Origin of the sequence: Agrobacterium sp. 10MFCol1.1 (assembly GCF_000381165.1) — a bacterium.
GTDB classification, from domain to species: domain Bacteria; phylum Pseudomonadota; class Alphaproteobacteria; order Rhizobiales; family Rhizobiaceae; genus Agrobacterium; species Agrobacterium tumefaciens.
In genome coordinates this window covers 153186-179079 of sequence record NZ_KB906082.1, presented here as the reverse complement: position 1 = coordinate 179079, position 25894 = coordinate 153186, and the positions used below count along the sequence as shown (strand labels likewise).

The following is a 25894-nucleotide window of genomic DNA, read 5'->3' as shown; positions in this document are numbered from 1 at the left end:
AGGACAGCATGTCACCCCATCAGGCAGGGTTTTGCATAACGGAGCCGGGTTTATCACATCCGCACCCAGTCACTCCCGACCAAATGCAGAGTGACGGCAGAGAGATTTCCGTCCCCTTCTTGCAGAGCACCCGGCTTCTCAAACCGCCAGACGGAAGGCCGCGGAAACCTCTTCGGCCGGAGCCGCCAGCGCCTCTTCGCGCAGCATGGCATCCAGAAACAGCGGCAACTCCTCACGGTAACGCGCGAAATCGTCGGCTTCGGTCAGTGCGGAATCCGCGTCGATATGCAGGTTCAGATCACTGCCGTCATCCTCGCCACGGAAGGTCAGGTTGAACCCGTCGCCCGGACCATTGGCGAGAATGTGCCTGATAACGGCAAGCCCTGCAAATACCGGCGCGCTGAAGGGCAGGACGTTGATAAGCGGTGAGAAGAAAAACCGCCGGCCCTTTGATATGTTGCGATCGGCGGCGATCTGTTCGATGCGGTAGCGGCCATGCAGGCGCTGCCGGCGCAGATTGGCGGCATTGCGCGCAAGGAAGCTACCAAGGCTCTCCTGCGGTTCTATCGTCAGATGGAAAGGCAGGATATTGACGAGCATGGCGGGCATATGCGCGCCGACACTGCCCCAGCGGCTCATGAAGGGCAGCCACAGCGTCAGCACATCGCGATCCGGGCGCGGCAATACGCGGTGAAGATAAAGGCCTGAAAGCAGCACCAGCAGGTCCGGCCAGCCTATCTCCAGTGCGCCGGATATCTGTTGCAGTCTTGTGCTGAAACCTTCCGGCAATCCCGCATCGGCATGCAGGCCGCCGCCACCGTAATCCTCGCAATCCTTGTCCAGCACCGGCAAATCCACCGGCGGCGCGAGATAGGCCGTCCAGAACTCGCGGTCCTTTTCGAAACGGCGGCTTTGCCGGTAGGCGTCCTCTTCGGCAAGAAAACTGGGGAAAGGATGGAAATCCGGACCCGCCTCGCCCTTGCCGCAATAGTGCCCGTAAAGCTGCCCGCAACGCTGCTCCACCAGCGTGAGACCATAACCGTCGACGACGATATGATGGGCACGGATATACCAGAGGTAGCGATCGTCGGCGATGCGGTAAAGCACCTGGGCGGAGAGCTTGTCGGTTCGAAGATCAAGCCTTGCCTCGACATCCGCGTTCATGCGCCCCAGCGCTTCCTCGAAAGGCGCGGGATGGGCACGGAGATCGACAAGCTCGACCATCGGAGCGTGGAGCGGATCGCAGCGTTGCTGCGGCGTCTCGCCATCCTCACCGACGCGAAAACGGATCGACAGAACTTCCGATTCGCGCACGGTGCGCCTGATTGCCTCAAGCAGAGCGCCCTCGTTCACGGCACCGGAAAGCTCGATGTAATGGGCGACGGTAGAGACCGGTTCGTCGGGATGGAAGGAAAACTCCTCCCAAAAATCGAGTTGCGGCTGGGTCAGGGGAAGCCAGCCGCCGGCAGGATCGATATGCGCCATCTGTTTTTCCTTGAATTATTTCCGTGATTTGGGCCGCAATAACGCGGCTCATGCCGCCGAAGCGGGTAAAAGCGAACTGACCTGTTTGGCGTTTCGGCAACGCAGGAGTTGCTGCGGCGAAAGCTCCACGCCGAAGGCGCTGCGAATTTCGGCCGAGACGGTTTTCAGATGCGAAGGCAAAAGGCCAAGCGCCAGCAAATCGCTGCTCGTGTCCACATTTTCCGGGTTTTTGCCCAGCACGCCGAGATAGATATCCAGCACGCGGCGATCACCCTGATCGGCGACTTTGATTGTTACAGCCGCAGGTGCCTTTGCCGGTTCCGCTGCCGTCAGCAATTCGCGGGCGCGGCGGCGATCCGGCTTGCCATTAGCCGAGAGCGGCAGATCGGCCACATTGAGAAAGCGGCCGGGCACATGCGATTCCGGCAGATGCCTGCGGGCAAAATTGCGCAGATCGGCGGTGGAAAGCTCAAGGCCGGGCATCGGAACATAAAGCACGCCGATAGCGGCCTCCCCCTTTTGCTCGGCACCGTAATCCACCACCAGTACACGCTGGATGGAGGGGTGGCGGATAAGTTCATTTTCCACATCCGGCAGCGAGACCCGTACCCCGCGCACCTTGACGTAACCGTTGACCCGGCTGGCGAACATGATCTTGCCATCCGGCCGGTAACGGCCCCTGTCTCCGGTGCGAAAAGCGCGCACCGCATGTCCATCCGGATCGCTGACCGTCACGAAATCCGTCTGGGTAATGGCGCCATCTTCCAGATAGCCGATCGCCACATTCACGCCCACTGTGTGGATGCGCCCGACAACGCCCGTCGGGCAATGGCCGCCCTGATCATTGAGGATGAAATAGCGATTGCCGGGCAAGGGATGCCCGTAGGGTATCGCCGAGGTATCGGCTGTCACGATCTCGTGCCAGATGCTCCAGATGGTCGTTTCCGTCGGCCCGCCCAGCGATATCAGCCGAAGCTCGGGTTTCAGCCGGCGCAACTCCTCGATGACCACGGGCTTGATGTAATCACCGCCCTGCGCGACGAGCCGGAGCGAGCCGAGCTGGTCGCCACGATGGCAGGATAAGAGCATCTCAAGAATCGCCGGCACCGAGCTCCAAAGCGTAACGCCGTGTTCGGCCACCAGCTCGTTCCAGCGCACTGCATCCTTCTCCTCGCCGGGTTCCGGCAGCACCAGTGTCGCACCGGCGGCAAGCGACCCAAAAATATCGAAGACCGACATGTCGTGGTGCAAGGGCGTGACGGAGATGAAGACGTCATTTTCCGTCACCGCCCATTCCGAAAGCGTACTGCCGATGACATTGGCCGTGGCCCTGTTAGAGAGCACGACGCATTTCGGTTTGCCTGTCGTGCCGGAAGTGTAGAGGTAGTAGGCGGGTGCTTCGCTTGCTGAAAGTGCCGCCAGTTCCGCCGCGTTAACAGGCACGCCGGAGGCGGCTGGCGCTGCGAGAAGCTCCTCGGGACCGACAGCGTCGAATCCTTGCGGAACGGAACGGGCAACGATCATGGCCGGGCGGCAATTGGTCAGCAGATAGTGCAGGCGATCTTCCGGCGAGCTCGCATCGATCGGCACCCAGATGGCGCCGATAAGTGCAGCGGCGAGCGTGACGGCCGTGTGCTCCGGGCTGCGCGGCAGGCACACCGCTACGACATCGCCCCGGCCAATGCCGCGCGTCTTAAGGCCCGCCATCGCCCGCGCCACCGTATCGCCGAGTTCGCCATACGACACGAGCCGTTTGCCGTTAATCAGGGCCGTGCGCGATCCGTCTCCTTCGAAAAGATGCGAGGCGATCCGTTCCAGGAATGGCGGGCAGACGAAGCTCCGCTCGTCGCCATTCAGCCGATAGTGAGACAGGTCGACGATCTCGCGGAAATTCATCGAAAACGTCCCGCTGGCGGTGATCGCGGTAATCGCACGCTCTATGGCGCCGAGAATGTCCGCCACCATTGCGACATCGATCGCCTGCTCCGCATAATCGATAGCAAGGACGAGATCGCCATCCGGGTTTTGCGAAAAACGGAAATCCAACGCCACCTGTGGTGTCTGGGTCAGCCCGTCCGTCCAACGAAGCGTGGAAGCTTGCGAAAGCGTGGGCCATGAGAGGCCGTTGGTGATGACGACAGGCAGGGCGAGCCCGCCGGGATTGGCGTTGAGAAGGATGCGATTGAGATCTACCCCTGAAAAAGCCAGATGATTGAGGCCCTCAAGCACATCGGTTTGCAAAGCTGCGGCCCGCTCCGCAAAATCGCCCCTGGCCGCATCCCATTTGACCGCGATGAAGCTCGAGCGATTGGCAAACGCGCCTTCCACCTGCGGGGCGACGGGAATGCCGACGACGAGGGCACCTTCGTTCAGCCAAAGCGACAGCACATCGAGGATTACCGCCGTCAGCGCCGAATTCTTGAACAGCCGCTCTTTCGCGCCGATCCGTGAAAAGGCGGTAAAGCGTTGTTTTTCCACGGTCAGGATCTGGCGGCTGTAACGCGAAACGGCAATGGTTTCGAGCGGGGCTTTCCACGGCAGTTGCGAGGGCACTTCCGCACCCTCAAGTTTCTCCGCCCAATAGGCGGCATCTTCGGCGCGGGCCGCTGCGATATCCTGCTGCGCGGCGATGTTTGCTACGGTTGATGCGGGCGGCACGACATCGTCGAAGAGTTCCGCCGCAAGGCTGGCTATTCCCCGCCCATCGAGAATGAGGGCGTCGAAGCGCAGGAAGACCGCCACGCTGTCCCCCACCGCAACCTCCGGCAGACGAAACACCGTGACCTGCCAGGGAGAAGCGGCAAGATCGAAATGGGCGTGGGAGAAATCCTGCCGCACGGTGCCGATCCGCTGTTCGGCTTCGGCAGCGGACAGGTCCGAAAGATCAACAATATCAAGGTTTAGCTTCGGCTCATCCGAGACCACCTGCACCAGACGCCGCTCATCGATGTGGGTGCGCAGGCTTTCATGCCGCTCGACCATTGTGGTAAGGCGCGAGCGAAGCAATGCGGGATCGATATTGCCGCGATATTCGCGGAACTCCTGCATCGCCACGCCGCTCAGCGGCAGATGGGTGCCGCGACCGAGCAGATAGGCCTTTTGCAAGGCTGAGAGTGGCCGTTCCATGGATTTTCCTTTTGTCTGCACTGTCGCTTCCGGCGCTTGCAAGCCTAATCGCTCCACGGTCTCGGAAACGAGATCGGGGCTGGCGGCGAGGTGGCGAAGAAGGGCGGTATGGGCGTCGAACAGGGCTCGCAGCCAGCTTTCCGGCAGCGCATCGAGCCGCACATCCCAGTTGATCAAAAGCCCGCCATCGAGCGCTGCGACCTGCGCATCCAGCGCAACTCCAGGCCCCTGCGAAACGGTGTGGATCATCGGGCCGAACACGCGCGCCACATTTTCCGAAAACAACTCGCCCCCGGGCAAATCGACACCCGCGGTAAAGACAACCGGTGAGGTCTGCAAACCGCCGCGCAGGCGGGAAAGGTCGCGCATGACGCTGACCCCGGGATAGGACTGGTGCGCCAGGAGCCCGTTCATCTCTCCGAGCAGCCGTCCAAGCAGTCGCTCAAGGCTCTCCTCAGGCCGGATATCAACGCCAAGAATGAGCACATTGGAGAATTCGCCGACGATGCCATCGACCCCTTCCACCAGCGGCGCGCGCCAGAAAGCCGGCACGGAAAGCCGGAACTTTTCCGTATTCGTCGCTTGCGAAAGCACCACTGTAAAGACACCAAGCAACAGGGTCGACGTGGTCACGCCGCAGCGCCGCGCCACCCGTTCCAGACTGCTGCGTTCAGCCGGAGAAAGTCTTGCTGCAAGGCGATCGGTGTGAACGGCGCGTGACGGGTCCTCGGGCAAAAACGGCAATGGCGGTGCCTCCGGAATATCGGCAATATGTTGCCGCCACCACAGCCGGTCCCTTTCACGCTGGGCTTTGAGTTCCGGATCGGATGCAAGACGTTCCGCCCAGCTGAAAAACGATGGTGGTGTATCCCTCAATGGCTCGAGTTCGTCCGCGTCGGCTTCATAAAAGCGGGCGAGATCTTCCAGCACGATACGCATACTGGCGGGATCGATGGCCAACATGTCGGTATCCACATGCAGCCTGGCGCGACCTGCGGGCAGCAGGCTGAGCGACACTGCCGCCGGCGGGGCAACGCGCAGATCGATCTGGCGATGGCTCCACTCCTCACGTTTGGTGGCAAGACGGTGCGCAAGCGCCTCCTCATTGAGAGACGCCATGTCCTCCACGTCGAGGCGGAGCGGCCGGCCGGCGGGGTCCGCCGTCTGTCGCCCTTCCGCATCAATCCTGAGGCTGAGCATGGGGTGACGCCGGCAAAGCCTTTCGACCGCGACGGCCAGTCTTTCCGCCTCCAGCCCCCTGCCTTCGAACTCGAGATAGAGATGCGGCGTAACTTTTCCGAGTATCCCGTCCGCCTCTCGGCCGACCCAGTAGGCAACCTGCATGGGGGTTAAATTTAGCATGTGAATTTGCACCGATTGACAAAACATGATTATCATAATCAAGTATAAGCCACCGTCAACCACTCGCACAGGAGGCATCCCATGAAAACGGGAGCACTCAGGACGAATGACGTCGATTCCGACGAAATTACTGATTTTGATAGAGAATTTCTGTTCACTTCTGGCTCGGGCGAACTGCGTGCCAGAGGCATTCGCGAAAGGATAACGATTCCTGCCCATGGCGCCGAAGACGCGGGAAGCCCTTTGCAGAAAGCGATGAAGGCCGCTTTTGAGAGGGCGCGCAGGGCCGGACAGGACAATCCCATCGCCATTGGCGCCATCCCCTTCGACGTCAACGAGCCATCCTGCTTGTACATTCCCAACAACCATGAGTGGAATACGAAGGGTATCGCTTCGATCTCGACTGATTCGGCCATGCCAGCGCTTGTCGGCCAGAACAGCCTGCCCGATGAAAATGGTTTCAAGCGCGCCGTCGAGCATGCCATCGTCAATTTCCGCCATTCCGATGTCCGCAAGGCGGTGCTTTCCGTCATGCGTGAACTGACCTTCGCCTCCGAGGTCAATGTCGAAAGATTGCTGGCCAGCCTCGCCAAACAGAACCGCGAGGGTTACCAGTTTCGCATTCCGCTGCCCGATGGCGGCGATCTGATCGGCGTGAGCCCCGAACTCCTCATCCGCAAGCAGGGTGAAAAAGTCATCTCGAACCCGCTCGCGGGCTCGGCAAAACGCATGGCTGACCCGGTGGCGGACAAGGCCAATGCAGACCGGCTTTCGGCTTCGGAAAAAGACCATTACGAGCATAGCCTCGTGATCGAGGATATACGCTCGCTGCTTACGCCTTGCTGCACTGAAATCGACGTTCCCGAAAAACCCTCCCTCATCAACACGGCCGCTCTCTGGCATCTTTCGACGCGCATCGAGGGTCGCCTTGCTGATCCCGAGACCAATGCGCTGCAACTCGCGTGCCTGCTGCATCCCACACCTGCTGTTTGCGGTTTCCCCACCGAGCGTGCCCGCAGGCTTATTCGCTTCGTCGAGCCTTTCGAGCGTGGGCTGTTCACCGGCATGGTCGGCTGGACGGATGCCGAGGGTAACGGCGAATGGGTGGTGACAATCCGTTGCGGCACCGTGCAACGGCAAACCGTGCGACTGTTCGCAGGCGCCGGCATCGTTGAAGCCTCGGAACCCGAATCCGAGTGGGCCGAGGTGCAGACCAAGCTCAAGACCATGCTGAACGCCTGCGGTCTTTCTGCCTAATTTTCCCAGGGACACACCATGACAATCGAATTTGAACGCTGGCCCGAAGATCTGGCGCGCCGATACCGCGACCGCGGCTACTGGATCGACAGACCGCTCAGCGACATCCTCACCCAGCAGGTGGAACTTCGGCCGGACGCGACCGCGCTGATCTGCGGCGACCGCCGCTTCACCTATGCCGATCTCGACCGGCAATCTTCCAATCTTGCCGGGCATCTGGCTGCCGCCGGGATCGGCAGGGGCGACACGGCACTGGTGCAATTACCAAATATCGCGGAGTTCTATCTCGTCTTTTTCGCTCTGATGAAAATCGGCGCTGCACCCGTCAATGCGCTTTTCAGCCATCGCCGGCTGGAAATGACCTCCTATGCGGAACAGATTGCGCCAAAGCTGGTGATCGGCTCGCGTTCGCACGAGCTTTTTGCCAATGACACGTTTCTGGAGGCGCTGAAGCTTACCTCTCCGCAGCTTGCCGTGACGCTGCTGCTTGGTGAGACGGAACCGCAGCGCAGCCTCGAACAATGGCTCTCATTACCCGCCGAAAATGCGCCGCATTACGGCCCTTCGGCAGCTGATGAGGTAGCGTTGTTCCAGCTTTCCGGCGGCAGCACCGGAACACCGAAACTGATCCCCCGCACGCATAACGACTATGACTACAGCGCCCGGGCCAGTGCGGAAATCTGCGAGCTGACGCCGCAGACCCGTTTCCTCTGCGCCATTCCGGTGGCGCATAATTACCCCATGAGTTCGCCGGGTGCGCTTGGCGTGTTCCACGCTGGCGGCACCGTGGTAATGGCGGCCAATCCCGAGCCGCTTGCCTGCTTCGACCTCATCGAAAAACATGGCATCGACATTGTGCCTCTGGTGCCGCCGGCCGTGGCGCTGTGGTTACAGGTGGCGCCCGCCCATCGCGAACGGCTGAAATCCCTCAAGCTGCTGCAGGTCGGCGGCGCAAGCTTCGCTGAAGCTTTAGCCCGTCAGGTGCCGCATGTGCTGGGTTGCGCCCTCCAGCAGGTCTTCGGCATGGCGGAAGGTCTGGTGAACTATACCCGCGCCGGTGATCCCGACCATATTGTCTTCACCACGCAAGGGCGGCCGATCAGCCCGGATGACGAGATCCGCATCGTTGACGAGGACGGCAACGACGTTCCAGAAGGCGAAGCCGGCATGCTGGCGACGCGCGGCCCCTATACGTTTCGCGGATATTACCGCGCCGCCGAGCACAGCGCCCGCGTCTTCGACAACCAGGGTTTTTATTATTCCGGCGATGTCGTTCAGCGCACGCCCGAAGGTTACCTGCGGGTGGTTGGCCGGGTGAAGGACCAGATCAATCGCGGCGGCGAGAAGGTCGCATCGGAAGAGGTGGAAAACCTGATCCTGCAGCATCCGGATGTGACGCATGCCGCACTGGTCGCGATGCAGGACGAACTCCTCGGCGAAAAAAGCTGCGTCTTCGTCGTTTCCCGCAATCCCGCTCTCAAGGCACCGGCCATCCGCCAGCATCTCTCTGGTCTGGGTGTTGCGGATTACAAGCTGCCGGACCGGGTGCGTTTCATCGACACCATGCCGCTTACTGCCGTCGGCAAGATCGACAAGAAACGTCTACGCGACATGCTCGCAGCGCCCATCCCGGCGTAACGGAGCGTGCACGCCCCAACCATTTGAAAATTGCGTGTCGCCCATGCCGATGCGCCAAACCATCGAGGTCAATATGACGATCCCCACCATTTCCGATTATCCGATGCCGGTCGCAGCGAGCTTTCCAGCCAACAAGGCCAAATGGCAGCCGGACGCCAAGCGCGCCGTGCTGCTCATCCACGACATGCAGCGTTATTTCCTGCGGTTCTACGAGGCCGACGGCAGGTTGATGACAACCCTCATCGACAATCTTGCAAAGGTAAAGGCATGGGCGGTTCAGAACGGCGTGCCGGTCATCTACACCGCCCAGCCGCACGACCAGCCTGCCGCCGACCGCGCGCTTCTGAACGACATGTGGGGACCGGGCCTGACCGTGGTCGACCCGGAGTTGCAGAAGGTCGTGGACAAGCTTGCGCCGACGCCCGACGATGTGGTGCTGACCAAATGGCGCTACAGCGCCTTCCAGCGTTCAGACCTTGCCGAGCGCATGAAGGGGTGGGGCCGCGACCAGATCATCATCGGCGGCGTCTACGCCCATATCGGCTGCATGATGACGGCTGTTGAAGCCTTCATGAAGGATATTCAGCCCTTCATGCTGGGTGATGCCGTCGCCGATTTTTCCGAAGCCGAACACCGCATGGCGCTGCAATATGTGGCAACACGCTGCGGCGTGGTGATCGACACTGAAAGCCTTGCCGGCGCGGGAGAGACCACCGATATCAGCGAATGGCTGAAGGCCCGCGTCCTGCAAATGGTGGAGGACGAGAGCGACATCGACCCGGATGAGAACCTGATCTTCTATGGGCTGGATTCGCTGCAGGTGATGAAGCTTGCCGGCGAACTGAAGGAACGCGGCGTCATCGTGGGCTTCGAAGAGCTTGCCCGCGTACCGACGCTTTCTGCCTGGTGGGCGCTGATCGAAGAAAAGCGGCTCGCGGCCTGAGCGGACGGACAAGATGATGCAGAACAGATTTAACGGGCGGCGCGTGCTGGTGACGGGTGCCGCGCAGGGCATCGGCCGCCGCATCGCCGAGCGTTTCACCGAGGAAGGGGCCGAGGTCATCGGCCTTGACCTCATTGCCGATGCAACCGATGCAACCTTCCGCCAGATCACGCTCGACATCACGGACGCGGCGGCAGTGGAGGCGGCGAGCAAGGCGATCGAGAAGGAATGGGGCGGGCTGGACATTCTCGTCAACGCCGCCGGCATCCTCCGGCTCGGCGACAGCGAAAGCCTGACGCCGCAGGATTGGAACGCCTGCATGGATGTCAATGCTGCGGGGCCGTTCTACCTGCTGCGGCAATGGAGCGGCGTCTTCAAGCGGCAGCGGCGCGGGGCAATCGTCAACATCGCCTCCAACGCCGCCGTTGTGCCGCGCATCGGCATGCTCGCCTATTGTGCTTCCAAGGCCGCACTCGTCAGCCTCAGCCATTGTGCAGCACTTGAACTCGCGCCCTATGGCGTGCGCTGCAATGTGGTGTCACCCGGCTCCACCGATACGCCGATGCTGGCCGGCATGCTGAACGATCCCAGCGGCAAACAGCGACTGGTCGCCGGTCTTCCCGAGCAGTTCAAGCTCGGCATTCCGCTGGGCAAGATCGCGCGGCCGGACGACATCGCCGACACGGTGCTGTTCCTTGCCTCCGATCAGGCAGGCCATGTGACGATGCAGCAGATCGTGGTCGATGGCGGCGCCACGCTCGCCGCCTGAGCATCGGTCCGCGTGATGAGGATGACAGATATGGCCAACGCGCCGGCGTTTCACGGCGAAGCTGTTTCCGGCGATCCACCCCAGGCCATCTGGCCTTGGCCGGACGACAGATGCGATTGTCATTGCGTCACCCTTCATTACAGCGCCGAAGAAGGGCGCGGCGGCAAGGTCCCTCCCTTGCCGCCGCAGCTTTTGCGCGCTGCGCCCAGACGCAAGGCGGAATTTATAGCCGGGCGCAGATGTGCTGCCGAAGCCATACGCCGTCTGACCGGCCGCGCCGCCTTTCCCGGCATGGGAGAGGATCGCGCCCCTATCTGGCCCGAAGGCGTGGTCGGCGCGATTTCCCACAGCCACGAGCGGGCAATTGCGCTTGCCGGCTCTTCCGAGCGGTTCTGCGGCATTGGCATCGATATCGAAAGGCTTCTGAGCGAGGAGGAAGCTTGCGATATTGCCCCGCAGGTACTGACCGCAAACGAACGCCTCAGTCTTGGAAACGACATCGATCCCTTCATGACCGGGCTGATCTTTTCGGCCAAGGAAAGCCTGTTCAAAGCGCTTTATCCGACCGTCAGACGTTTGTTCTTTTTAGAGGCGGCGGAGTTATCCGGCTATGAAGAGTGCGGTTCAGCATCCCTTCGGCTGACGACCGACATCAGCGGCGAGTGGCGCAAGGGAACGGACATTGCTTTCCACTTCTGCCGCTTCGAAGGCTTTTTGCTCACCCGTATCCTTCTCCCGCATTAAGGGAAAAATACAGAATCCTTTTCTGTGAAGATCATATTTAAAGTCGTTGTTCCCGTCATTTGTGTGAAACACTGAAACGGTACGCACCGTGTTGGAATGATTCCAAACATGCAACGGTGGAGACACGATATGACCGACATCGATACGAGCAAGCTTTCCTGGGATGCGTGGGACGAGCTGCAAAACCCGCCGCCGGCCGAAACCGATTTCGACCGCGTGGTCGAGACCGCGATTTCCCGCCGCGGCTTTCTCGGTGGCGTGCTTGCCTTCGGTTCGGCCGCAGCAGCCATGGGCACGCTCGGCAACCTGATGACCAGCACCTCGGCGGAAGCGCAGGAAGCGGCAGCCGGCCGTTTCCCCTTCAAGCCGGTGGCTGCCGCGACCGACCACACCATTCACGTGCCGGAAGGCTACAGCTGGAAGCCAGTCGCCAAGTGGGGCCAGCCGCTGTTCTCCAACGTGCCCGACCTCGACCCTACCAAGGGTGTCAGCGTTGAAAACTCCGACAAGGTCTTCGGCGAAAATACTGACGGCATGGAACTGTTCATGGTTGGCAATCACCAGCTGATCGCCGTCAACCATGAATATGTAAACCCCGAAACCAACCTGCCGCATGCCGAAAAGGGCAACCCGAAAACGGCCGACGACGTCAAGATCCTGCAGAACATGCAGGGCGTCACCGTCATGGAAGTTGCGGAAGGCACCGGAGGCTGGGAAATCGTTCTCGACAGCCCGTTCAACCGCCGTATTCACCACAACACCCCGATGAAGCTTTCCGGCCCGGCCGCAGGCTCGGACCTCGTCAAGACCGCCGCAGATCCGAAGGGTGTCGACTGTCTGGGGACCTTCAACAATTGCGGCGCCGGCCGCACGCCCTGGGGCACCTACCTCACCTGCGAGGAAAACTTCAACGGCTATTTCGGTACCACTGATGCCGCCTTCAAGCTGCCGGATGACTACAAGCGCTACGGCATCGTCGCCGAGACCCGTTACGCCTATGAGAAGTTCGATGCGCGTTTCGATGTCGCCAAGAACCCCAACGAGCCGCGCCGCGCCGGTTACGTGGTCGAGATCGATCCTTCGGACGCCTCCTCCACCCCGATCAAGCGCACCGCCCTCGGCCGCATCAAGCACGAAAACGCCGCCGTGGTGATTGCCCGTGACGGCCGCGTGGTGGTTTACATGGGCGATGACGAGCGTGGCGAATTCCTCTACAAATTCGTCTCCAAGGGCATTTACGTGCCCGGTGGCGACACCTCGAAACTGCTAGACGAAGGCACGCTCTACGTCGCCAGGTTCTCGGACGACGGCGCTGGTGAATGGTTGGCTCTCACGCCTGAGACGACAGGCATGAAGATCGATGAAATCTGCGTCTTCACCCGTCAGGCCGCTTCCAAAGTGGGCGCGACAACGATGGACCGCCCGGAATGGGTCGCCATCAACCCGGTCGCCATCGAAGCCTATTGCGCCCTTACCAACAACAGCCGTCGCGGCGAAATGAAAGACGGCAAGTTGCGCGCCAATGCTGGCGGCGACGCCATGGCGATCAATGCTGCCAACCCGCGCGAAAAGAACGAATACGGCCAGATCGTGCGCTGGTACCCGGAAAACGACGATCACGCGGACGGCAGATTCAAGTGGGACCTGTTCTGCATGGCCGGCAACCCCACCGTTCACAAGGATGCCTATGCAGGCTCTTCGAACATCAACGAAGGCAACATGTTCAACTCGCCCGATGGCATGATGTTCGATTCGACCGGTCTTCTCTGGATCCAGACCGACGGAGAGGACAGCAACGAGGGCAACTTCGCCGGCCAGGGCAATAACCAGATGCTGGCAGGCGATCCGGCCACCGGCCGTATCGAACGTTTCCTGACCGCGCCGAAGGGTTCTGAAGTTACCGGCCAGACATGGTCCGGCGACAAGCGTACCCACTTCGTCGGCATCCAGCACCCCGACGCCCCCTTCCCGGATGGCGAAGGCAAGCTGCCGCGCTCCACCGTTATCGCCATCAAGCGTGACGACAACGCGCAGATCGGCTGACGCTTTGGCTTAGGCGGAACCGGGTCTCGGCATAGCGGAGATCCGGTTCCTGTCACCCGTGACCAAGGGTCGATGCGGCCTGACTGAATTTTCACTCGCCAGTGGACAAGAGAGGCATTACCGCTTCAAATCTCCCCACACGATACCAGTCAGGAGAATGACCATGGAAATATTGCGCGCGGGAACACGGGCCTCAACCAAAGGCCCCGAGGCATGGTTTACCGGCACGGTCCGTATCGATCCTCTGTTCAACCCGTTCGATGCAGAGCGGGTTCAGGGCGCTCAGGTCACCTTCGAACCAGGCGCGCGAACCGCATGGCACACGCACCCGCTCGGACAGACCCTGATCGTGGTTTCAGGGTTTGGAAGGGTGCAGCGCGAGGGTGGCCCCGTGGAAGAAATCCGCCCCGGCGATACCGTGTGGTTCGCACCGGGCGAAAGGCACTGGCACGGGGCGGCACCCGATGTCGCCATGACGCATATCGCGCTTCAGGAAGTGAAAGACGGCAAGGTCGTGGACTGGATGGAGCACGTCACGGACGATCAGTATGGTGGCTGAAGTGGCCTGGCCGAAATGGCGCTCGTCCTGCCTGCCGGACGATCTCCAGCGTTAAGCAACATCCGGAAGAGCCGAAATATTTCGGGGGCGCGATTTTAACTTTGACTCGTATGCGCATTGGGTGAACCTTCATCGCGTCGCGGGAACATGGTGGAGAATCGTGATCTTAACCGGTGGAATTGTCCTTGCCCTTATCACCGCCAATGCGGTTGCAATTCCATGCCCATGACACTCAACCGGCGCGATGTGGTGGCGGGGTTGTCGATTGCCGGCCTGATGTTACCGGAAGCGATCGCCTATTCGGGGATTGCCGGCGTTCCAGCCCAGCACGCCATCCTTGCCGCCATCATGGGCTGCATCGTCTATGCCATTTTTGGCCAGAGCCGTTTTGCGGTCGTCTCGCCCACATCCTCCTCCGCCGCAATCCTGGCGGCAATGCTTGCGACGCTCTCGGTCACACCAGCGCAAAAGATGCTGCTTGTTGCCATTACGGTCGCTCTGGTGGGCCTGCTGTTTCTGCTTGCGGCTGCCACGCGGCTCGGCGCCCTGTCGAGTGTCATCTCGCGCCCCGTGCTGCGCGGTTTTGCCTTCGGCCTCGCCATTCTGATCACCATAAAGCAATTGCCGAGCCTCTTCGGGATAAAGGCGCAGTCGGGCGAGCCGCTTTCCATTCTCTTGCAAATCCTCTCCCGCCCGCAGGACTGGAGCCTTGAAAGCATCGCCGTCGGCGTTGCGGCACTCGCCGTGCTGCTTCTCCTGCGCAGGCGCCCCGCCATTCCCGGCAGCCTCGTCGTCATCGTGGCAGGCATTGCCATCTCGATCCTGCTCAACCTTCAAAGTCGGGGCGTCGCCGTCGTCGGCCAGATCGATCTTGCCGGCATATGGGCCGGCCCGTTTTCGGTGTCGCTCGACGATGTCGCGCATGTTGCCCGCTTCGCGCCGCCACTCGTCCTCATCCTCTTTGCGGAATCATGGGGCACCATCCGAAGCTTTTCGCTTCGCCATGGCGAGATTGTCGATTCCAATCGCGAACTCAGAGCATTCGGGCTTGCCAATATCGCCAGCGCCACCTTGCAGGGTATGCCGGTTGGTGCGGGTTTTTCCGCAGGCGCAGCAAGCGAGGCGGTTGGGCCGCAAAGCCGGCTTGCCTCTGCCATCGCCGCAATCGGCCTTGCGGTCTTCAGCCTGCTCGCCGCCAGCTGGTTCGCTTTCATCCCGGAAGCAGTCCTTGCCGCCGTGATCGCCGTGGCGCTGCTGCATGCGCTCGACCCCGCGCCGATCATCCGTTTATGGCGGCTCGGCAACGACGCCTATCTGGCACTTGCCGCCGCAGCCGGCGTACTTGCCTTCGGTGTGCTGAACGGCATGCTTGTCGCCGTCGCCCTTTCCTTCGCCGTCTTCGTTCGCCGGCTTTCCCTACCGCATGTCATGCATCTTGGCCGGCTGGGCGATAGCCACGACTTTGTCGACATGGAACGCCACCCGGATGCGAAGGATGTGTCAGGCATGATTATTCTCCGGCCCGCACAGCCGCTTTTCTTCGGCAATGCGGAACCGATCCTTGCCGCCGTTACCAAATACATCGTTGCGCGGCCGGAACTGCACATCGCGATTGTCAGCCTTGAGGAAACATTCGAACTGGATTCCACCGCGCTTGATGCGTTGCTGGAGTTCGATGCAGCGATGCAGCGCAGCAGCATCGTGGTCTATTATGCGCGCATGCACGACCATGTGAAGGATCTGCTGCTTGTCGGCGGCGGATCCGACATGGTGGCACGCAGCAATTTCAGTGTCGATGATGCCGTGACGGCGGCCATGCATCGGGAGGACAGCCGTGCCACACAATCTTGAACCGCATCTGACCCCGGTTGAAATCACCTCACTCAAACCAACGCAGATGACAGTCGGTCTGCGCGAGGTGGAGGACAAGCGGCGGCAATGGGCCGCCATCCGTGAGGAAAAGGGAGCCGACTTCCTCGGACACCATATGGTACCCGTCGTCCTTGGTCACAAACAACGTCTTTATCTGGTGGACCACCACCACCTCGCTTTAGCCTTGCATGAGGAAGGCGTGAAACATGTACTGACCAGTATCGTTGCCGATCTTTCCCATCTCGACCGGCAGGAATTCTGGTCGGTGATGGACCATCGCAACTTCGTCTATCCTTTCGACGTGGATGGCGTGCGCCATCCCATCGAAAACCTTCCCAAACGGATCGTCGATCTCAAGGACGATCCCTTCCGCGCGCTGGCCGGCGCGGTTCGCGACGCTGGCGGTTTTGCCAAAATAGACGCTCCCTTCAGTGAATTCCTCTGGGCGGATTTCCTGCGCCGCCGGGTGGGTGGCAAGAAGCTGCGACATTCCTTCGAGGACGCGGTTGAGGAAGCGATGCAACTGGCACGATCGCGCGATGCGCGGCATCTGCCTGGATGGTGTGGAGCTGACCGATGACCACCCTTCCCTCCCTTTTCCGAGTGATGGCGGCTGCCATCGCAGTTTTCGTACTGGGCGCGGCGAGCCTAGCTGCGCAGGAACTGCCGCCGCCAGCGAGACCGGCCCCTACGGAACAGACGACAGAGCAGAAAGTCGACCAGTTGATACAGCTTCTGGGACAGGACGATGTTCGTGCCCTTCTCACACAGAAGCTTGCGGCGGCCGGCACAGAGCAGCCGCCAGAACTGACGCCGCAGAGCCAGTTGAGCGATCTCGACCAATGGGCAAGCAAGCGGCGCGAACACCTAGGCCGCCTCGCAAGGGACCTGCCCGGCATGTCCACGCAGATCATCGCGGCGCTGGGAAGGCTTTGCGACGAGATCAGAAACTACGGCGCAGCCGTCTTTTTGCTGCACGTATCCATCCTGTTCGGTGCGGGCCTTGCCGGCGGCATTGCCACGAACCGGATCATAGCGATGCAGGCCTCCCGCAGGAACGGCGCGAATATCGGCAAGGAGGCCTCGTCTGTCGTATCGCGGAGGCTTTTGCCCGTCTTCGGCTACGGCATTGCTGCCACCGCCATGTTCCTTGCCATCCAGTGGTCACCTTTGCTGAGCGCCGTTCTGCTGCCCTGGCTTGCAACCAGCATCGTGTTGCCGCTGCTTTTTGCCTTCACGGGCCTGCTGCGGCGGGTCGTTGGCCGCGAGGCCAATGCCCGGCGCGATTTCTGGATCGTCCGCTGGACATGGCTCCTGACCCTTGCCGGCGTCTTCTGGGCATTGCTCAGGACGCTCGAGAATCTCGATGTCCCGCGTGACACGCTTGGGCTTCTGTCCTCCGCCATGGTCGGCCTGCTGTTCCTGCTCGCATGCATCTGGATCTGGCGTCGTCCGGTCGGCGATCCCGGCTCGGAGCGGGCTAGGTCAATCGATGTCGCGCTGATCTTCGGCCTCATCATCCTCTTCGGGTTGCGGCTCGCCGGCGCCGGGGTCCTGTTCTGGATCGGGCTTTATGCGCTGGTTCTGCCCGGCCTTGCCTCGACGCTTGGCATCGCGGCGCGAAAGCTGGCAACCGACATCGGCACCTATGGGGAAAGCGATCTTCGCCCGGTACTGGTCGAGCGAGGCGTGCGGCTTGCAATCGTCGGGACTGCCATCCTGTGGCTGATCTTCCTCGTGCGCGCGCATCCGAATGCCCTGCCCGATGGCGCATTGCTGACGTCGATCGTCGTCGGCGTCCTGCACGGGGCGCTGATCCTGCTTCTTGCCGATCTCGTCTGGATCGCGATCAAGTCGATGATCGCACGGCGGCTGGAGTTGAGTACACCCGCCGGCAACCCGATGAGCGGCCAACCGGGTGTGGGCCAGCCGCAAGATGACCGGCTTTTGACCATTCTGCCGATCCTTCGCAACATGCTCGGCATCATCATCGCCGCGGTTGCGGTTATGACGGCGCTTTCGGAACTCGGCGTCAATATCGGGCCGCTGCTGGCGAGCGCCGGCATCTTCGGCATCGCCATCGGTTTCGGTTCGCAGACGCTGGTCAAGGACATCATCAGCGGCGTGTTCTACATGATCGACGACGCCTTCCGCGTCGGCGAATACATCCAGAGCGGTTCCTACCGCGGCACGGTTGAATCCTTCAGCATCCGCTCTGTCAAACTGCGGCACCATCGCGGCCCGATTTTCACCGTGCCGTTCGGATCGCTCGGCGCCGTCGAAAATATGAGCCGCGACTGGTCGATCGACAAATTCCTCGTCACGGTCGCCTTCGATACTGACATTGCCAAGGTCCGGGCCATTACCAAGGAGATCGGCAAGGCGCTGAAGGAAGACCCGGAATTCGGACCGTTCCTGATCGAAACCGTCAAGCTAAAGGGCGTCGAGCAATTCGGCGAATATGGCATGACGCTTGGTTTCGGCATGATGCTGCGCGCCGGCGGGCAATCCTCCATGGTGCGCCGCAAGACCTATTCGATGCTGAAGGATGCCTTTGCGCAAAACGACATCCAGTTCGCCAGCATGGCGGGCGCCTATCCCGCATCTACACGAAGCGCGCGGCCACAGGAGCCCGAAGCAAGCGACGGGACGGGGCCGGTGGAAGAATAGGCCTCCGGCAACCGCGCCCCAACCTTAGCCCATTCGTTCGGACATATATTCGCCCGGCGAAGCGGGAAACACCACGGTCTTATTGCCGTTGAGGAAGACACGGTGATGGATATGGGCATGAATGGCGCGTGCCAGAACCTGGCTTTCCACGTCCCTCCCGAGGCTCACATAATCCATGCCGCTCTGGGCATGGGTGACGCGGATCGTGTCCTGTTCGATGATCGGGCCTTCATCGAGATCAGCGGTGACGTAATGGGCCGTCGCGCCGATCAGTCGCACGCCGCGCTCATAGGCCTGCTTGTAAGGGTTTGCGCCCTTGAAGGAAGGCAGGAAGGAGTGGTGGATGTTGATGATGCGGCCAGACATTTCCTGGCACAGCCGTTCCGACAGAACCTGCATGTAGCGCGCCAGCACGACGAGTTCGGCGCCTGCATCGCGCACCACCTGCAGTATGGCCGCCTCGGCTTCCGGTTTCGTCTCCGGCGTGACGCGAATGTGATGAAAGGGAATATTCTCGTTCACCACCTGCTTCTGGTATTCGAGGTGATTGGAGATGACAGCGACAATCTCCACAGGCAATGCACCAATGTGGGAACGATAGAGCAGATCGTTCAGGCAATGGCCGAAGCGTGAAACCATGATCACGACTTTCGTTTTCCGGGAGAGATCATGGATATCGTATTCCATGTCGAAATCGGCGGCGACGGAAGCGAACCCTGCGACGAGAGCAGCGGGTTCCATCCCTTCCTCCGAAACGAAGCTCAGCCGCATGAAAAAGCGGCCCGTTTCCAGGTCGGTGAATTGCGAACTGTCGTTAATGTTGCAGCCGGACCGCGCGAGATATCCGGACACGGCGGCAACGATGCCGCTGCGTGCCGGGCACGAGACTTTCATGACATAGCTGGTCAAATCCTGCTCCCCTTGATGGATCAGCGATCGGGCACATTGGCGGTGATGCCGCCCTGCCCGATCATGGCTAACGAGACCGATAATAGTGTGTTACGCGCCGTAGATCGGGAAGTCCTCACACAGCGCTGCAACCTCGGCCCGCACGTTCGCCTCAATCTCAGCATTGCCTTCGGCACTGACAGCCAGCGCGTCGATGACGCGCAGGATCAGCACGCCGATCCGCTCAAATTCGGCCACGCCGAAACCGCGCGTGGTGCCGGCCGAACTGCCGAGCCGGATGCCCGAGGTGACGAAGGGCTTTTCCGGGTCGTTGGGAATGGAGTTCTTGTTGCAGGTGAGGCCTGCCCGCTCAAGAGCGATTTCGGCAACCTTGCCGGTAACGCCCTTTGGACGCAGATCGACCAGAACCATGTGGCTGTCGGTTCCACCAGACACGATCCCCAGACCGCCATCCGTCAGCACTCGCGCCAGAGCCTGAGCATTGGCTATGACCTGACCGGCGTAGTCGGCAAAGTCCGGCCGCAGCGCCTCGCCGAAGGCAACGGCCTTGGCAGCGATGACATGCATCAGCGGGCCGCCCTGATTGCCGGGGAAGACGGCCGAATTCAGCTTCTTTGCCAGATCGGCATCGTTGGTCAGAATCACGCCGCCGCGAGGGCCGCGCAGGGTCTTGTGGGTGGTGGAGGTGACGACATGGGCGTGCGGCACCGGGTTTGGATATTTGCCGCCGGCGATCAGGCCGGCATAATGGGCCATGTCGACCATCAGCCATGCGCCAACCTCGTCGGCGATCTTGCGGAAGCCTTCGAAATCGATCTGGCGCGGATAGGCCGAGGCGCCTGCGACGATCAGCTTCGGCCTGGTTTCCAGCGCCTTTGCCCGAACCTTTTCCATATCGATCAGATGCGTCTCTGCATCCACCTCATAGGAGACGACATCGAACCACTTGCCCGACATGGTGACCGGCGAACCGTGGGTCAGGTGGCCGCCATGGGCCAGCGAAAGCCCCATGATCCGGTCGCCCGGCTGAAGAAGTGCCAGAAACACCGCCTGATTGGCCTGCGCGCCGGAATGCGGCTGAACGTTCGCGAACTCCGCGCCGAAAAGTTGCTTCAGCCGGTCGATGGCGACCTGCTCGACCTTGTCGACGAATTCGCAGCCGCCATAATAGCGTTTGCCGGGATAACCTTCGGCATATTTGTTGGTCAGCACCGAGCCTTGCGCCGCCAGAACGTCGGCGGACACGATATTCTCCGAAGCGATCAGTTCAATCTGGGTTTTCTGGCGATCGAGTTCCTCGGCGATGGCGTCAGCGATCACCGTATCCGAAACGGCATTATGGGACAGACGGTTGAGCATTGTTTCCTCCTCAAGGATCAGGCGATTTCGGCGGCAAGTTCCTTGCAGCCGGTTTCAAGCAAATGGCCGAGATGCGGCGCGAAACTGTTCCAGATATCCATACGGAAACCATCCGGCGCATCGCGCCACAGCACCACGGTCACGCCATCGAAAATCGTTCTGCGGGCCTCGCCAACCGGAATGGTGTCGATGTCGCGGGCGCAGCCGAGTGTCAAAAGCTCGGCGGCGAGCGGCCCCTTGATCGCGAGCGTCACTTCCCTTCCGGAAATATCGACGAGACTATGCGGATGGCCGGCATAAATGCCTGCGCAGGCCGCAATCACCCCGTCGACCGCGCCAACGGGAGCAAGGATCGTCCATTCGTCGGGGCCAAGGCGCACGGCCTCGATTTCGCCTGCAGCAGTGCGAGCGCCGATCCGGTCGGGCAAGGTCAGGCCAAGGGCTCTATTGAGCGGTACCAGATCGCCGCGCGCACGCAGCGACAGCCGCCCTTGCGCGGCCAATATGCTGACCCGGACTGCTTTGCTCTCGGCCAGCGTGCCGGGAACGGGGGAGGAAACGCGCATGTTCATTGTCATCTCCGGGTCAGATCTTCAGGCGGGTGTTTTCGGGATCGACAAAGACCATCCCGGTGATTTTTGCGGCAATCGTGCGTTCGGGCATCGGAATATAGACGGTCTCTCCCATCCGCTCATGGCCGCCCTCGACCAGCGCCAGCGCAATCGGCTGGCCAACCGCATCCGAATGATAGGATGAGGTGACATGACCGACCATTTTCATCGGGATAGGCTGCTTCGGATCGAAGACAATCTGCGCGCCCTCTTCCAGCTTCGAGCGGTCTTCGGTCAGAAGACCGACGAGGTGACGACGGCCCTTGGCGACGAGATCGGGGCGCGCGAGGCCACGCTTGCCGACGAAATCCGGTTTGGTCTTGCCCACGGCCCAGCCCATCGCGGCATCATAGGGCGTGACCGTGCCGTCGGTATCCTGGCCGACGATGATGTACCCCTTTTCGGCACGCAGCACATGCATGGTTTCCGTGCCATAGGCGGTGATGCCGTATTGCTGGCCGGCCTCCCACAGGATTTCCCAGAGTTTGCGGCCAAGCGGCGCGGGCACGTTGACTTCGAAGCCGATCTCGCCGGTGAACGAAACCCGGAACAGCCGCGCCGGCATGCCGGCCACCGTGCATTCCGCGCAGGACATATGCGGGAAAGCCTCTTCCGTCAGCTCGACGCCCTCGACCAGCGGAGCGAGCAGCTTTGCCGCATTCGGGCCGTTCAGCGCAATGGTAGACCATTGCTCGGTGGTGGAAGTCAGCCAGACGTTGAGATCCGGCCATTCGGTCTGGAGGTAATCCTCCATCATGTTCATCACCCTTGCCGCACCGCCGGTGGTGGTGGTGACGTGGAAGCGATCCTCGGTCATGCGGCCGATGACGCCGTCGTCGCGAATGAAGCCGTCATCACCCAGAAGCAGGCCGTAACGGCAGCGGCCCGGCGCGAGCTTCGACCACGGGTTGGTGTACATGCGGTTCATGAACTCGACCGCATCCGGCCCGACGACCTCGATCTTGCCGAGCGTCGAGGCGTCGAACATGCCGAGGCTTTGCCGCACCGCCCGGCATTCGCGGCCGACCGCCGCATCCATGTCTTCACCTGGTTTGGGGAAGTACCAGGCGCGCCGCCATTGGCCGACCGGTTCGTAAACCGCGCCATTTCCCTCAGCCCAGCTGTCGATCTGCGTCTTGCGCGTCACCTCGAAATGCTGGCCGCGATGATAACTGGCGAAAGCGCCGAAGGTCGTCGGCGTATAGGGTGGGCGGAAGGTCGTCAGGCCTACTTCCGGCTGGCGTTTGCCGAGCGCTTCTGCCGCGATGTTGAGGCCGTTGATATTGGACATCTTGCCCTGATCGGTCGCCATGCCGTTGGTGGTGTAGCGCTTGACGTGCTCGATGGAGCGCATGCCTTCGCGCACGGCCAGCCGCAGATCCTTGGCGGTCACGTCGTTCTGGTAATCGACGAAGGCCTTGGCCTTGCCGGCATCGCGATCGCTCGGCAATTCCGTCAGCGATACGCCGCTGCCGGTGCGGTCGTGCTCCACCGCATAGTCGCGGGTATCGCCCGTCTTGCCCAGGGCTGCAGCGATCTTCCGGCCCTGCTCGGCGCCATCCTTCAGCACCGCTTCAATGCCCCAAAGCCCGCGCCCGGCGCCGGCAATTGCACAATCCTCATTGGTCGTGGCCGGCAGGAAGGTGGTCCGCTGGTCGTCCCAGGCAATCTTGCCCTGCGTATGGGAAAACAGATGCAGCGACGGCGTCCAGCCGCCAGACATCAGCAACGCATCACAGGCAATTTCCTGCCCCGCGCCGACCGTGGAGCCATTCACCGGATTGACGCGGACTGATTTCACACGCAACCGGCCCGAAGTCGCCGTCACGGTATGCGACAGCCGCACCGGAATGCCGAGCGCGCGCGCCTCGTTCACCAGTTCCTCGCGCACCTTCGCACGGGTATCGACGATGGCCTGCACCCGCGCGCCTGCGCCATGAAGATCGAAGGCGGCATACCAGGCGCTGTCATGGCTCGTCACCACCACCGGCCTGTTGCCGACCTTGACGCCATAGCGGTTCAAATAGGTCTGGGCGGAGCCCGCAAGCATCACGCCCGGCCGATCATTGCCATGGAAGACCAGCGGTTTCTCGAGAGCCCCCTGCGCCAGCACCACATGGCGCGCCCGCACCCGCCACAGGCGTTCACGCGGCATGTCCTTGGTCACGGTTTCGAGATGGTCGGTCAGCTTTTCGCAAAGGCCGATCATGTTCTGGTGGTAGTAGGCAATCGCCGTCGTGCGGGTCATGACCCTGACGCCGCGCTCCTTCAGCGCCTTCAACTCGTCCGCCAACCAGTTCCATGCTGGCTGGCCGTCGATCTGCGCCTGCGGCTCGGACAGCAGCGTCCCGCCGGCTTCGGCATTTTCGTCCACCAGCACGACCTTAAGACCATCGACCGCCGCTGCGCGCGCCGCAGCCAGACCCGCAGGACCGGCGCCGACGATCAGCACGTCGCAATGCAGGTTGCGCGAGGCATAGGTATCGGGGTCTTCTTCCGTGGGCGAGACGCCGAGACCGGCCGCCGCGCGGATGAAGGGCTCATAGACCTTGTTCCAGAAGCTCTTCGGCCACATGAAGGTCTTGTAGTAAAAGCCCGCCGAAAACAGCATATAGGCCATGTCGTTGACTGCACCGATATCGAATTTCAGGCTGGGATATTTGTTCTGAGACGTGGTTTCCAGTCCGCTCCAGATTTCCTGCACCGTGGCGCGGGTATTTGGCTCGAACCGGCCGGAGCCGCGGCGGGTGCCGATCAGCGCATTCGGCTCCTCGGAACCCGCCGCTACAGGGCCGCGCGGGCGGTGGTATTTGAACGAGCGGCCCATGAGATGTACGCCATTGGCGAGAAGCGCGGAGGCGACCGTATCCCCCTTTACGCCGCGATAGGTCTTCCCATCGAAGGTGAAGCTTACCGAGCGGGCGGCATCCACCCGGCCACGGCCGGGAACGCGATAGGAACTCATTTCGACACCTCGGAGCTGGCTGGTGCGCTGGATAGGGAGGAGAGATCAGGACGCGGCTCGCCTGCGCGATAGGTCGTCAGGAAACGGTCGCTCACCGTGTCGCGCACCGCATTGAAGAAGCGACCGCAGCCATGCAGGTGCCGCCAGCGCTCGAAATGCGGACCCCTGGCGTTTTCGCGGATGAACAGGAATTCTTCCCACTGTTCATCACTCTGAGATGAGGGGTCGGCCGCGCGCACGACATGGGCCTGCCCGGCATAGGTGAATTCGGCTTCGGGCAGCGTTTCATGGCAATAGGGGCAACGGATCAGCAGCATGGGTTAACTCCTCAGTGCGCCACGGCAGCGGCGGCGGCCTCGTCGATCAGGCGGCCGGAGCGGAAACGCTCCAGCGTGAAAGGCGCGTTGATCAGGTGCGGTTCGTTTTTCGCGATGGTCCAGGCGAAGGTGTGGGCAGCGCCCGGCGTGGCCTTGAAACCACCCGTGCCCCAGCCGCAATTGACATAAAGCCCGTCGACCGGCGTCTTGCCGAGAATGGCCGAGCGATCCGGCGTGACATCAACAATGCCGCCCCATTTGCGCAGCATCCGCATGCGGTTGAAGATCGGGAAGATTTCGACGATGGCGGCGATCGTATGTTCGATCAGCGGCAGGCCGCCGCGCTGCGAATAAGAGGTATATTGATCCGTACCCGAACCGATCACCAGCTCACCCTTGTCGGACTGGCTGATATAAGCGTGAACCGCATTCGACATGACCACGCAGGGGAAGATCGGCTTGATCGGCTCGGATACCAGAGCCTGCAGCGGATAGCTTTCGAGCGGCAGGCGCACGCCTGCGGTATCCATGACCACCGAAGTGTGGCCGGCAGCGGAAACCGCAACTTTTTTCGCCTTGATGAAACCTCGCGCCGTCTCGACACCCGCGACGGACCCGTCGGCATTGCGGCGAATGGCGGTGACCGGGCAATTCTGGATGATATCGACGCCACGGGCGGCAGCACCGCGCGCATAACCCCAGGCAACTGCATCGTGGCGCGCCGTGCCGGCACGTTCCTGAAGCGCACCGCCCATCACCGGGTAGCGGGCGTTTGGCGATATGCTCAGCGGCGGACAATATTCCTTGCATTCTTCCGGGGTAAGCCAGCGATTGTCGACACCGTTCAGACGGTTGGAATGGATGTGGCGCTTGAAGCTCTGCACGTCGTGGACATTATGGGCGAGCATCAGAACGCCGCGCCGCGAATACATGACGTTGTAGTTCAGTTCCTGGCTCAAGTTCTCCCACAGATCGACGGCGTGATCGTAAAGACGCGCGCTTTCGTCGTAGAGATAGTTGGAGCGGATGATGGTCGTGTTGCGGCCGGTATTGCCGCCGCCGAGCCAGCCCTTGTCGATGACAGCGACATTGGTGATACCGTGCTGGCTGGCCAGATAATAGGCCGCACCCAGACCATGGCCGCCGGCGCCGACGATGACCACGTCATATTCGGCTTTTGGCTGGCTGTCAGGCCATTGCTCGTCCCAGTTCTTGTGGCCGGTCAGGGCATTCCGCAGGAGATTGAAGGCATTAAAACGCGTCAT

General features: G+C 61.4%; 18 protein-coding genes. 10 read left to right on the top strand and 8 right to left on the bottom strand.

Features of this window, described 5'->3' with window-relative positions:
* Positions 1–138 precede the first annotated feature (138 nt).
* Positions 139–1485, bottom strand: a complete 1347-nt coding sequence (locus F617_RS0123215; protein WP_019566922.1) for a condensation domain-containing protein — start codon at positions 1483–1485, stop codon at positions 139–141.
* 48 nt (positions 1486–1533) lie between these two features.
* On the bottom strand, positions 1534–5973 hold the full coding sequence (locus F617_RS0123210) for a non-ribosomal peptide synthetase (RefSeq protein WP_080801810.1): 4440 nt from the start codon (positions 5971–5973) through the stop codon (positions 1534–1536).
* An 81-nt stretch (positions 5974–6054) separates the two neighbouring features.
* Between F617_RS0123210 and F617_RS0123205 the strand changes: the two genes are divergently transcribed.
* The 10 genes from F617_RS0123205 to F617_RS0123160 all read left to right on the top strand — a co-directional run bounded on the left by F617_RS0123205 (position 6055) and on the right by F617_RS0123160 (position 18468).
* Positions 6055–7230: an isochorismate synthase MenF gene (locus F617_RS0123205; RefSeq protein ID WP_019566920.1), complete on the top strand. Its 1176-nt coding sequence runs from the start codon at positions 6055–6057 to the stop codon at positions 7228–7230.
* A gap of 18 nt (positions 7231–7248) precedes the next feature.
* Entirely contained in the window at positions 7249–8868 is a 1620-nt protein-coding gene (locus F617_RS0123200; protein ID WP_019566919.1) for a (2,3-dihydroxybenzoyl)adenylate synthase, read from the top strand.
* Between the two features lie 73 nt (positions 8869–8941).
* On the top strand, positions 8942–9811 hold the full coding sequence (locus tag F617_RS0123195; protein ID WP_026331035.1) for an isochorismatase: 870 nt from the start codon (positions 8942–8944) through the stop codon (positions 9809–9811).
* Between the two features lie 13 nt (positions 9812–9824).
* Complete coding sequence (gene dhbA / locus F617_RS0123190; protein WP_013762274.1) at positions 9825–10580, top strand: 2,3-dihydro-2,3-dihydroxybenzoate dehydrogenase; 756 nt, start codon at positions 9825–9827, stop codon at positions 10578–10580.
* Between the two features lie 30 nt (positions 10581–10610).
* A complete protein-coding gene (locus F617_RS0123185) occupies positions 10611–11324 on the top strand; it encodes a 4'-phosphopantetheinyl transferase (RefSeq protein WP_019566917.1) in 714 nt (237 codons plus the stop codon).
* A 129-nt stretch (positions 11325–11453) separates the two neighbouring features.
* On the top strand, positions 11454–13367 hold the full coding sequence (locus F617_RS0123180; protein ID WP_019566916.1) for a PhoX family phosphatase: 1914 nt from the start codon (positions 11454–11456) through the stop codon (positions 13365–13367).
* Between the two features lie 163 nt (positions 13368–13530).
* Complete coding sequence (locus F617_RS0123175; protein WP_003518141.1) at positions 13531–13926, top strand: cupin domain-containing protein; 396 nt, start codon at positions 13531–13533, stop codon at positions 13924–13926.
* A gap of 219 nt (positions 13927–14145) precedes the next feature.
* A complete protein-coding gene (locus F617_RS0123170; RefSeq protein ID WP_019566915.1) occupies positions 14146–15777 on the top strand; it encodes a SulP family inorganic anion transporter in 1632 nt (543 codons plus the stop codon).
* Positions 15761–16378 (top strand): ParB-like protein, encoded by a 618-nt coding sequence (locus F617_RS0123165; protein WP_019566914.1) that lies wholly within the window; start codon positions 15761–15763, stop codon positions 16376–16378. Before F617_RS0123170 ends, F617_RS0123165 begins: the two co-directional genes overlap by 17 nt.
* Positions 16375–18468 carry a mechanosensitive ion channel domain-containing protein gene (locus tag F617_RS0123160; protein WP_019566913.1) on the top strand — a complete coding sequence of 698 codons (2094 nt, stop codon included), beginning with the start codon at positions 16375–16377 and terminating at the stop codon, positions 18466–18468. The genes F617_RS0123165 and F617_RS0123160 overlap by 4 nt, the downstream gene beginning before the upstream one ends.
* A gap of 24 nt (positions 18469–18492) precedes the next feature.
* Here the strand turns inward: F617_RS0123160 and purU are convergent, their stop codons facing one another.
* From purU to F617_RS0123130, 6 genes are all read right to left on the bottom strand, one after another.
* Positions 18493–19377: a formyltetrahydrofolate deformylase gene (gene purU / locus F617_RS0123155; RefSeq protein ID WP_019566912.1), complete on the bottom strand. Its 885-nt coding sequence runs from the start codon at positions 19375–19377 to the stop codon at positions 18493–18495.
* A gap of 90 nt (positions 19378–19467) precedes the next feature.
* Entirely contained in the window at positions 19468–20736 is a 1269-nt protein-coding gene (gene glyA, locus F617_RS0123150) for a serine hydroxymethyltransferase (protein WP_019566911.1), read from the bottom strand.
* A 17-nt stretch (positions 20737–20753) separates the two neighbouring features.
* Positions 20754–21308, bottom strand: a complete 555-nt coding sequence (gene soxG / locus F617_RS0123145; protein ID WP_019566910.1) for a sarcosine oxidase subunit gamma family protein — start codon at positions 21306–21308, stop codon at positions 20754–20756.
* Between the two features lie 13 nt (positions 21309–21321).
* On the bottom strand, positions 21322–24312 hold the full coding sequence (locus tag F617_RS0123140; RefSeq protein WP_019566909.1) for a sarcosine oxidase subunit alpha: 2991 nt from the start codon (positions 24310–24312) through the stop codon (positions 21322–21324).
* Positions 24309–24629, bottom strand: coding sequence for a sarcosine oxidase subunit delta (locus F617_RS0123135; protein WP_019566908.1), 321 nt, complete (start codon positions 24627–24629; stop codon positions 24309–24311). The genes F617_RS0123140 and F617_RS0123135 overlap by 4 nt, the downstream gene beginning before the upstream one ends.
* Positions 24630–24640: 11 nt before the next feature.
* Positions 24641–25894 (bottom strand): sarcosine oxidase subunit beta family protein, encoded by a 1254-nt coding sequence (locus F617_RS0123130; protein WP_019566907.1) that lies wholly within the window; start codon positions 25892–25894, stop codon positions 24641–24643.

Bases quoted from the DNA above. Each gene is read 5' to 3' on its own strand.
- F617_RS0123215 (WP_019566922.1), bottom strand. From the start codon at position 1,485: ATGGCGCATATCGATCCTGCCGGCGGCTGGCTTCCCCTGACCCAGCCG.
- F617_RS0123160 (WP_019566913.1), top strand. From the start codon at position 16,375: ATGACCACCCTTCCCTCCCTTTTCCGAGTGATGGCGGCTGCCATCGCA.
- F617_RS0123170 (WP_019566915.1), top strand. From the start codon at position 14,146: ATGCCCATGACACTCAACCGGCGCGATGTGGTGGCGGGGTTGTCGATT.
- F617_RS0123175 (WP_003518141.1), top strand. From the start codon at position 13,531: ATGGAAATATTGCGCGCGGGAACACGGGCCTCAACCAAAGGCCCCGAG.
- F617_RS0123130 (WP_019566907.1), bottom strand. From the start codon at position 25,894: ATGACGCGTTTTAATGCCTTCAATCTCCTGCGGAATGCCCTGACCGGC.
- F617_RS0123195 (WP_026331035.1), top strand. From the start codon at position 8,942: ATGACGATCCCCACCATTTCCGATTATCCGATGCCGGTCGCAGCGAGC.
- soxG (WP_019566910.1), bottom strand. From the start codon at position 21,308: ATGAACATGCGCGTTTCCTCCCCCGTTCCCGGCACGCTGGCCGAGAGC.
- F617_RS0123185 (WP_019566917.1), top strand. From the start codon at position 10,611: ATGGCCAACGCGCCGGCGTTTCACGGCGAAGCTGTTTCCGGCGATCCA.
- F617_RS0123205 (WP_019566920.1), top strand. From the start codon at position 6,055: ATGAAAACGGGAGCACTCAGGACGAATGACGTCGATTCCGACGAAATT.
- F617_RS0123140 (WP_019566909.1), bottom strand. From the start codon at position 24,312: ATGAGTTCCTATCGCGTTCCCGGCCGTGGCCGGGTGGATGCCGCCCGC.
- F617_RS0123200 (WP_019566919.1), top strand. From the start codon at position 7,249: ATGACAATCGAATTTGAACGCTGGCCCGAAGATCTGGCGCGCCGATAC.
- dhbA (WP_013762274.1), top strand. From the start codon at position 9,825: ATGATGCAGAACAGATTTAACGGGCGGCGCGTGCTGGTGACGGGTGCC.
- F617_RS0123210 (WP_080801810.1), bottom strand. From the start codon at position 5,973: ATGCTAAATTTAACCCCCATGCAGGTTGCCTACTGGGTCGGCCGAGAG.
- F617_RS0123180 (WP_019566916.1), top strand. From the start codon at position 11,454: ATGACCGACATCGATACGAGCAAGCTTTCCTGGGATGCGTGGGACGAG.
- glyA (WP_019566911.1), bottom strand. From the start codon at position 20,736: ATGCTCAACCGTCTGTCCCATAATGCCGTTTCGGATACGGTGATCGCT.
- F617_RS0123135 (WP_019566908.1), bottom strand. From the start codon at position 24,629: ATGCTGCTGATCCGTTGCCCCTATTGCCATGAAACGCTGCCCGAAGCC.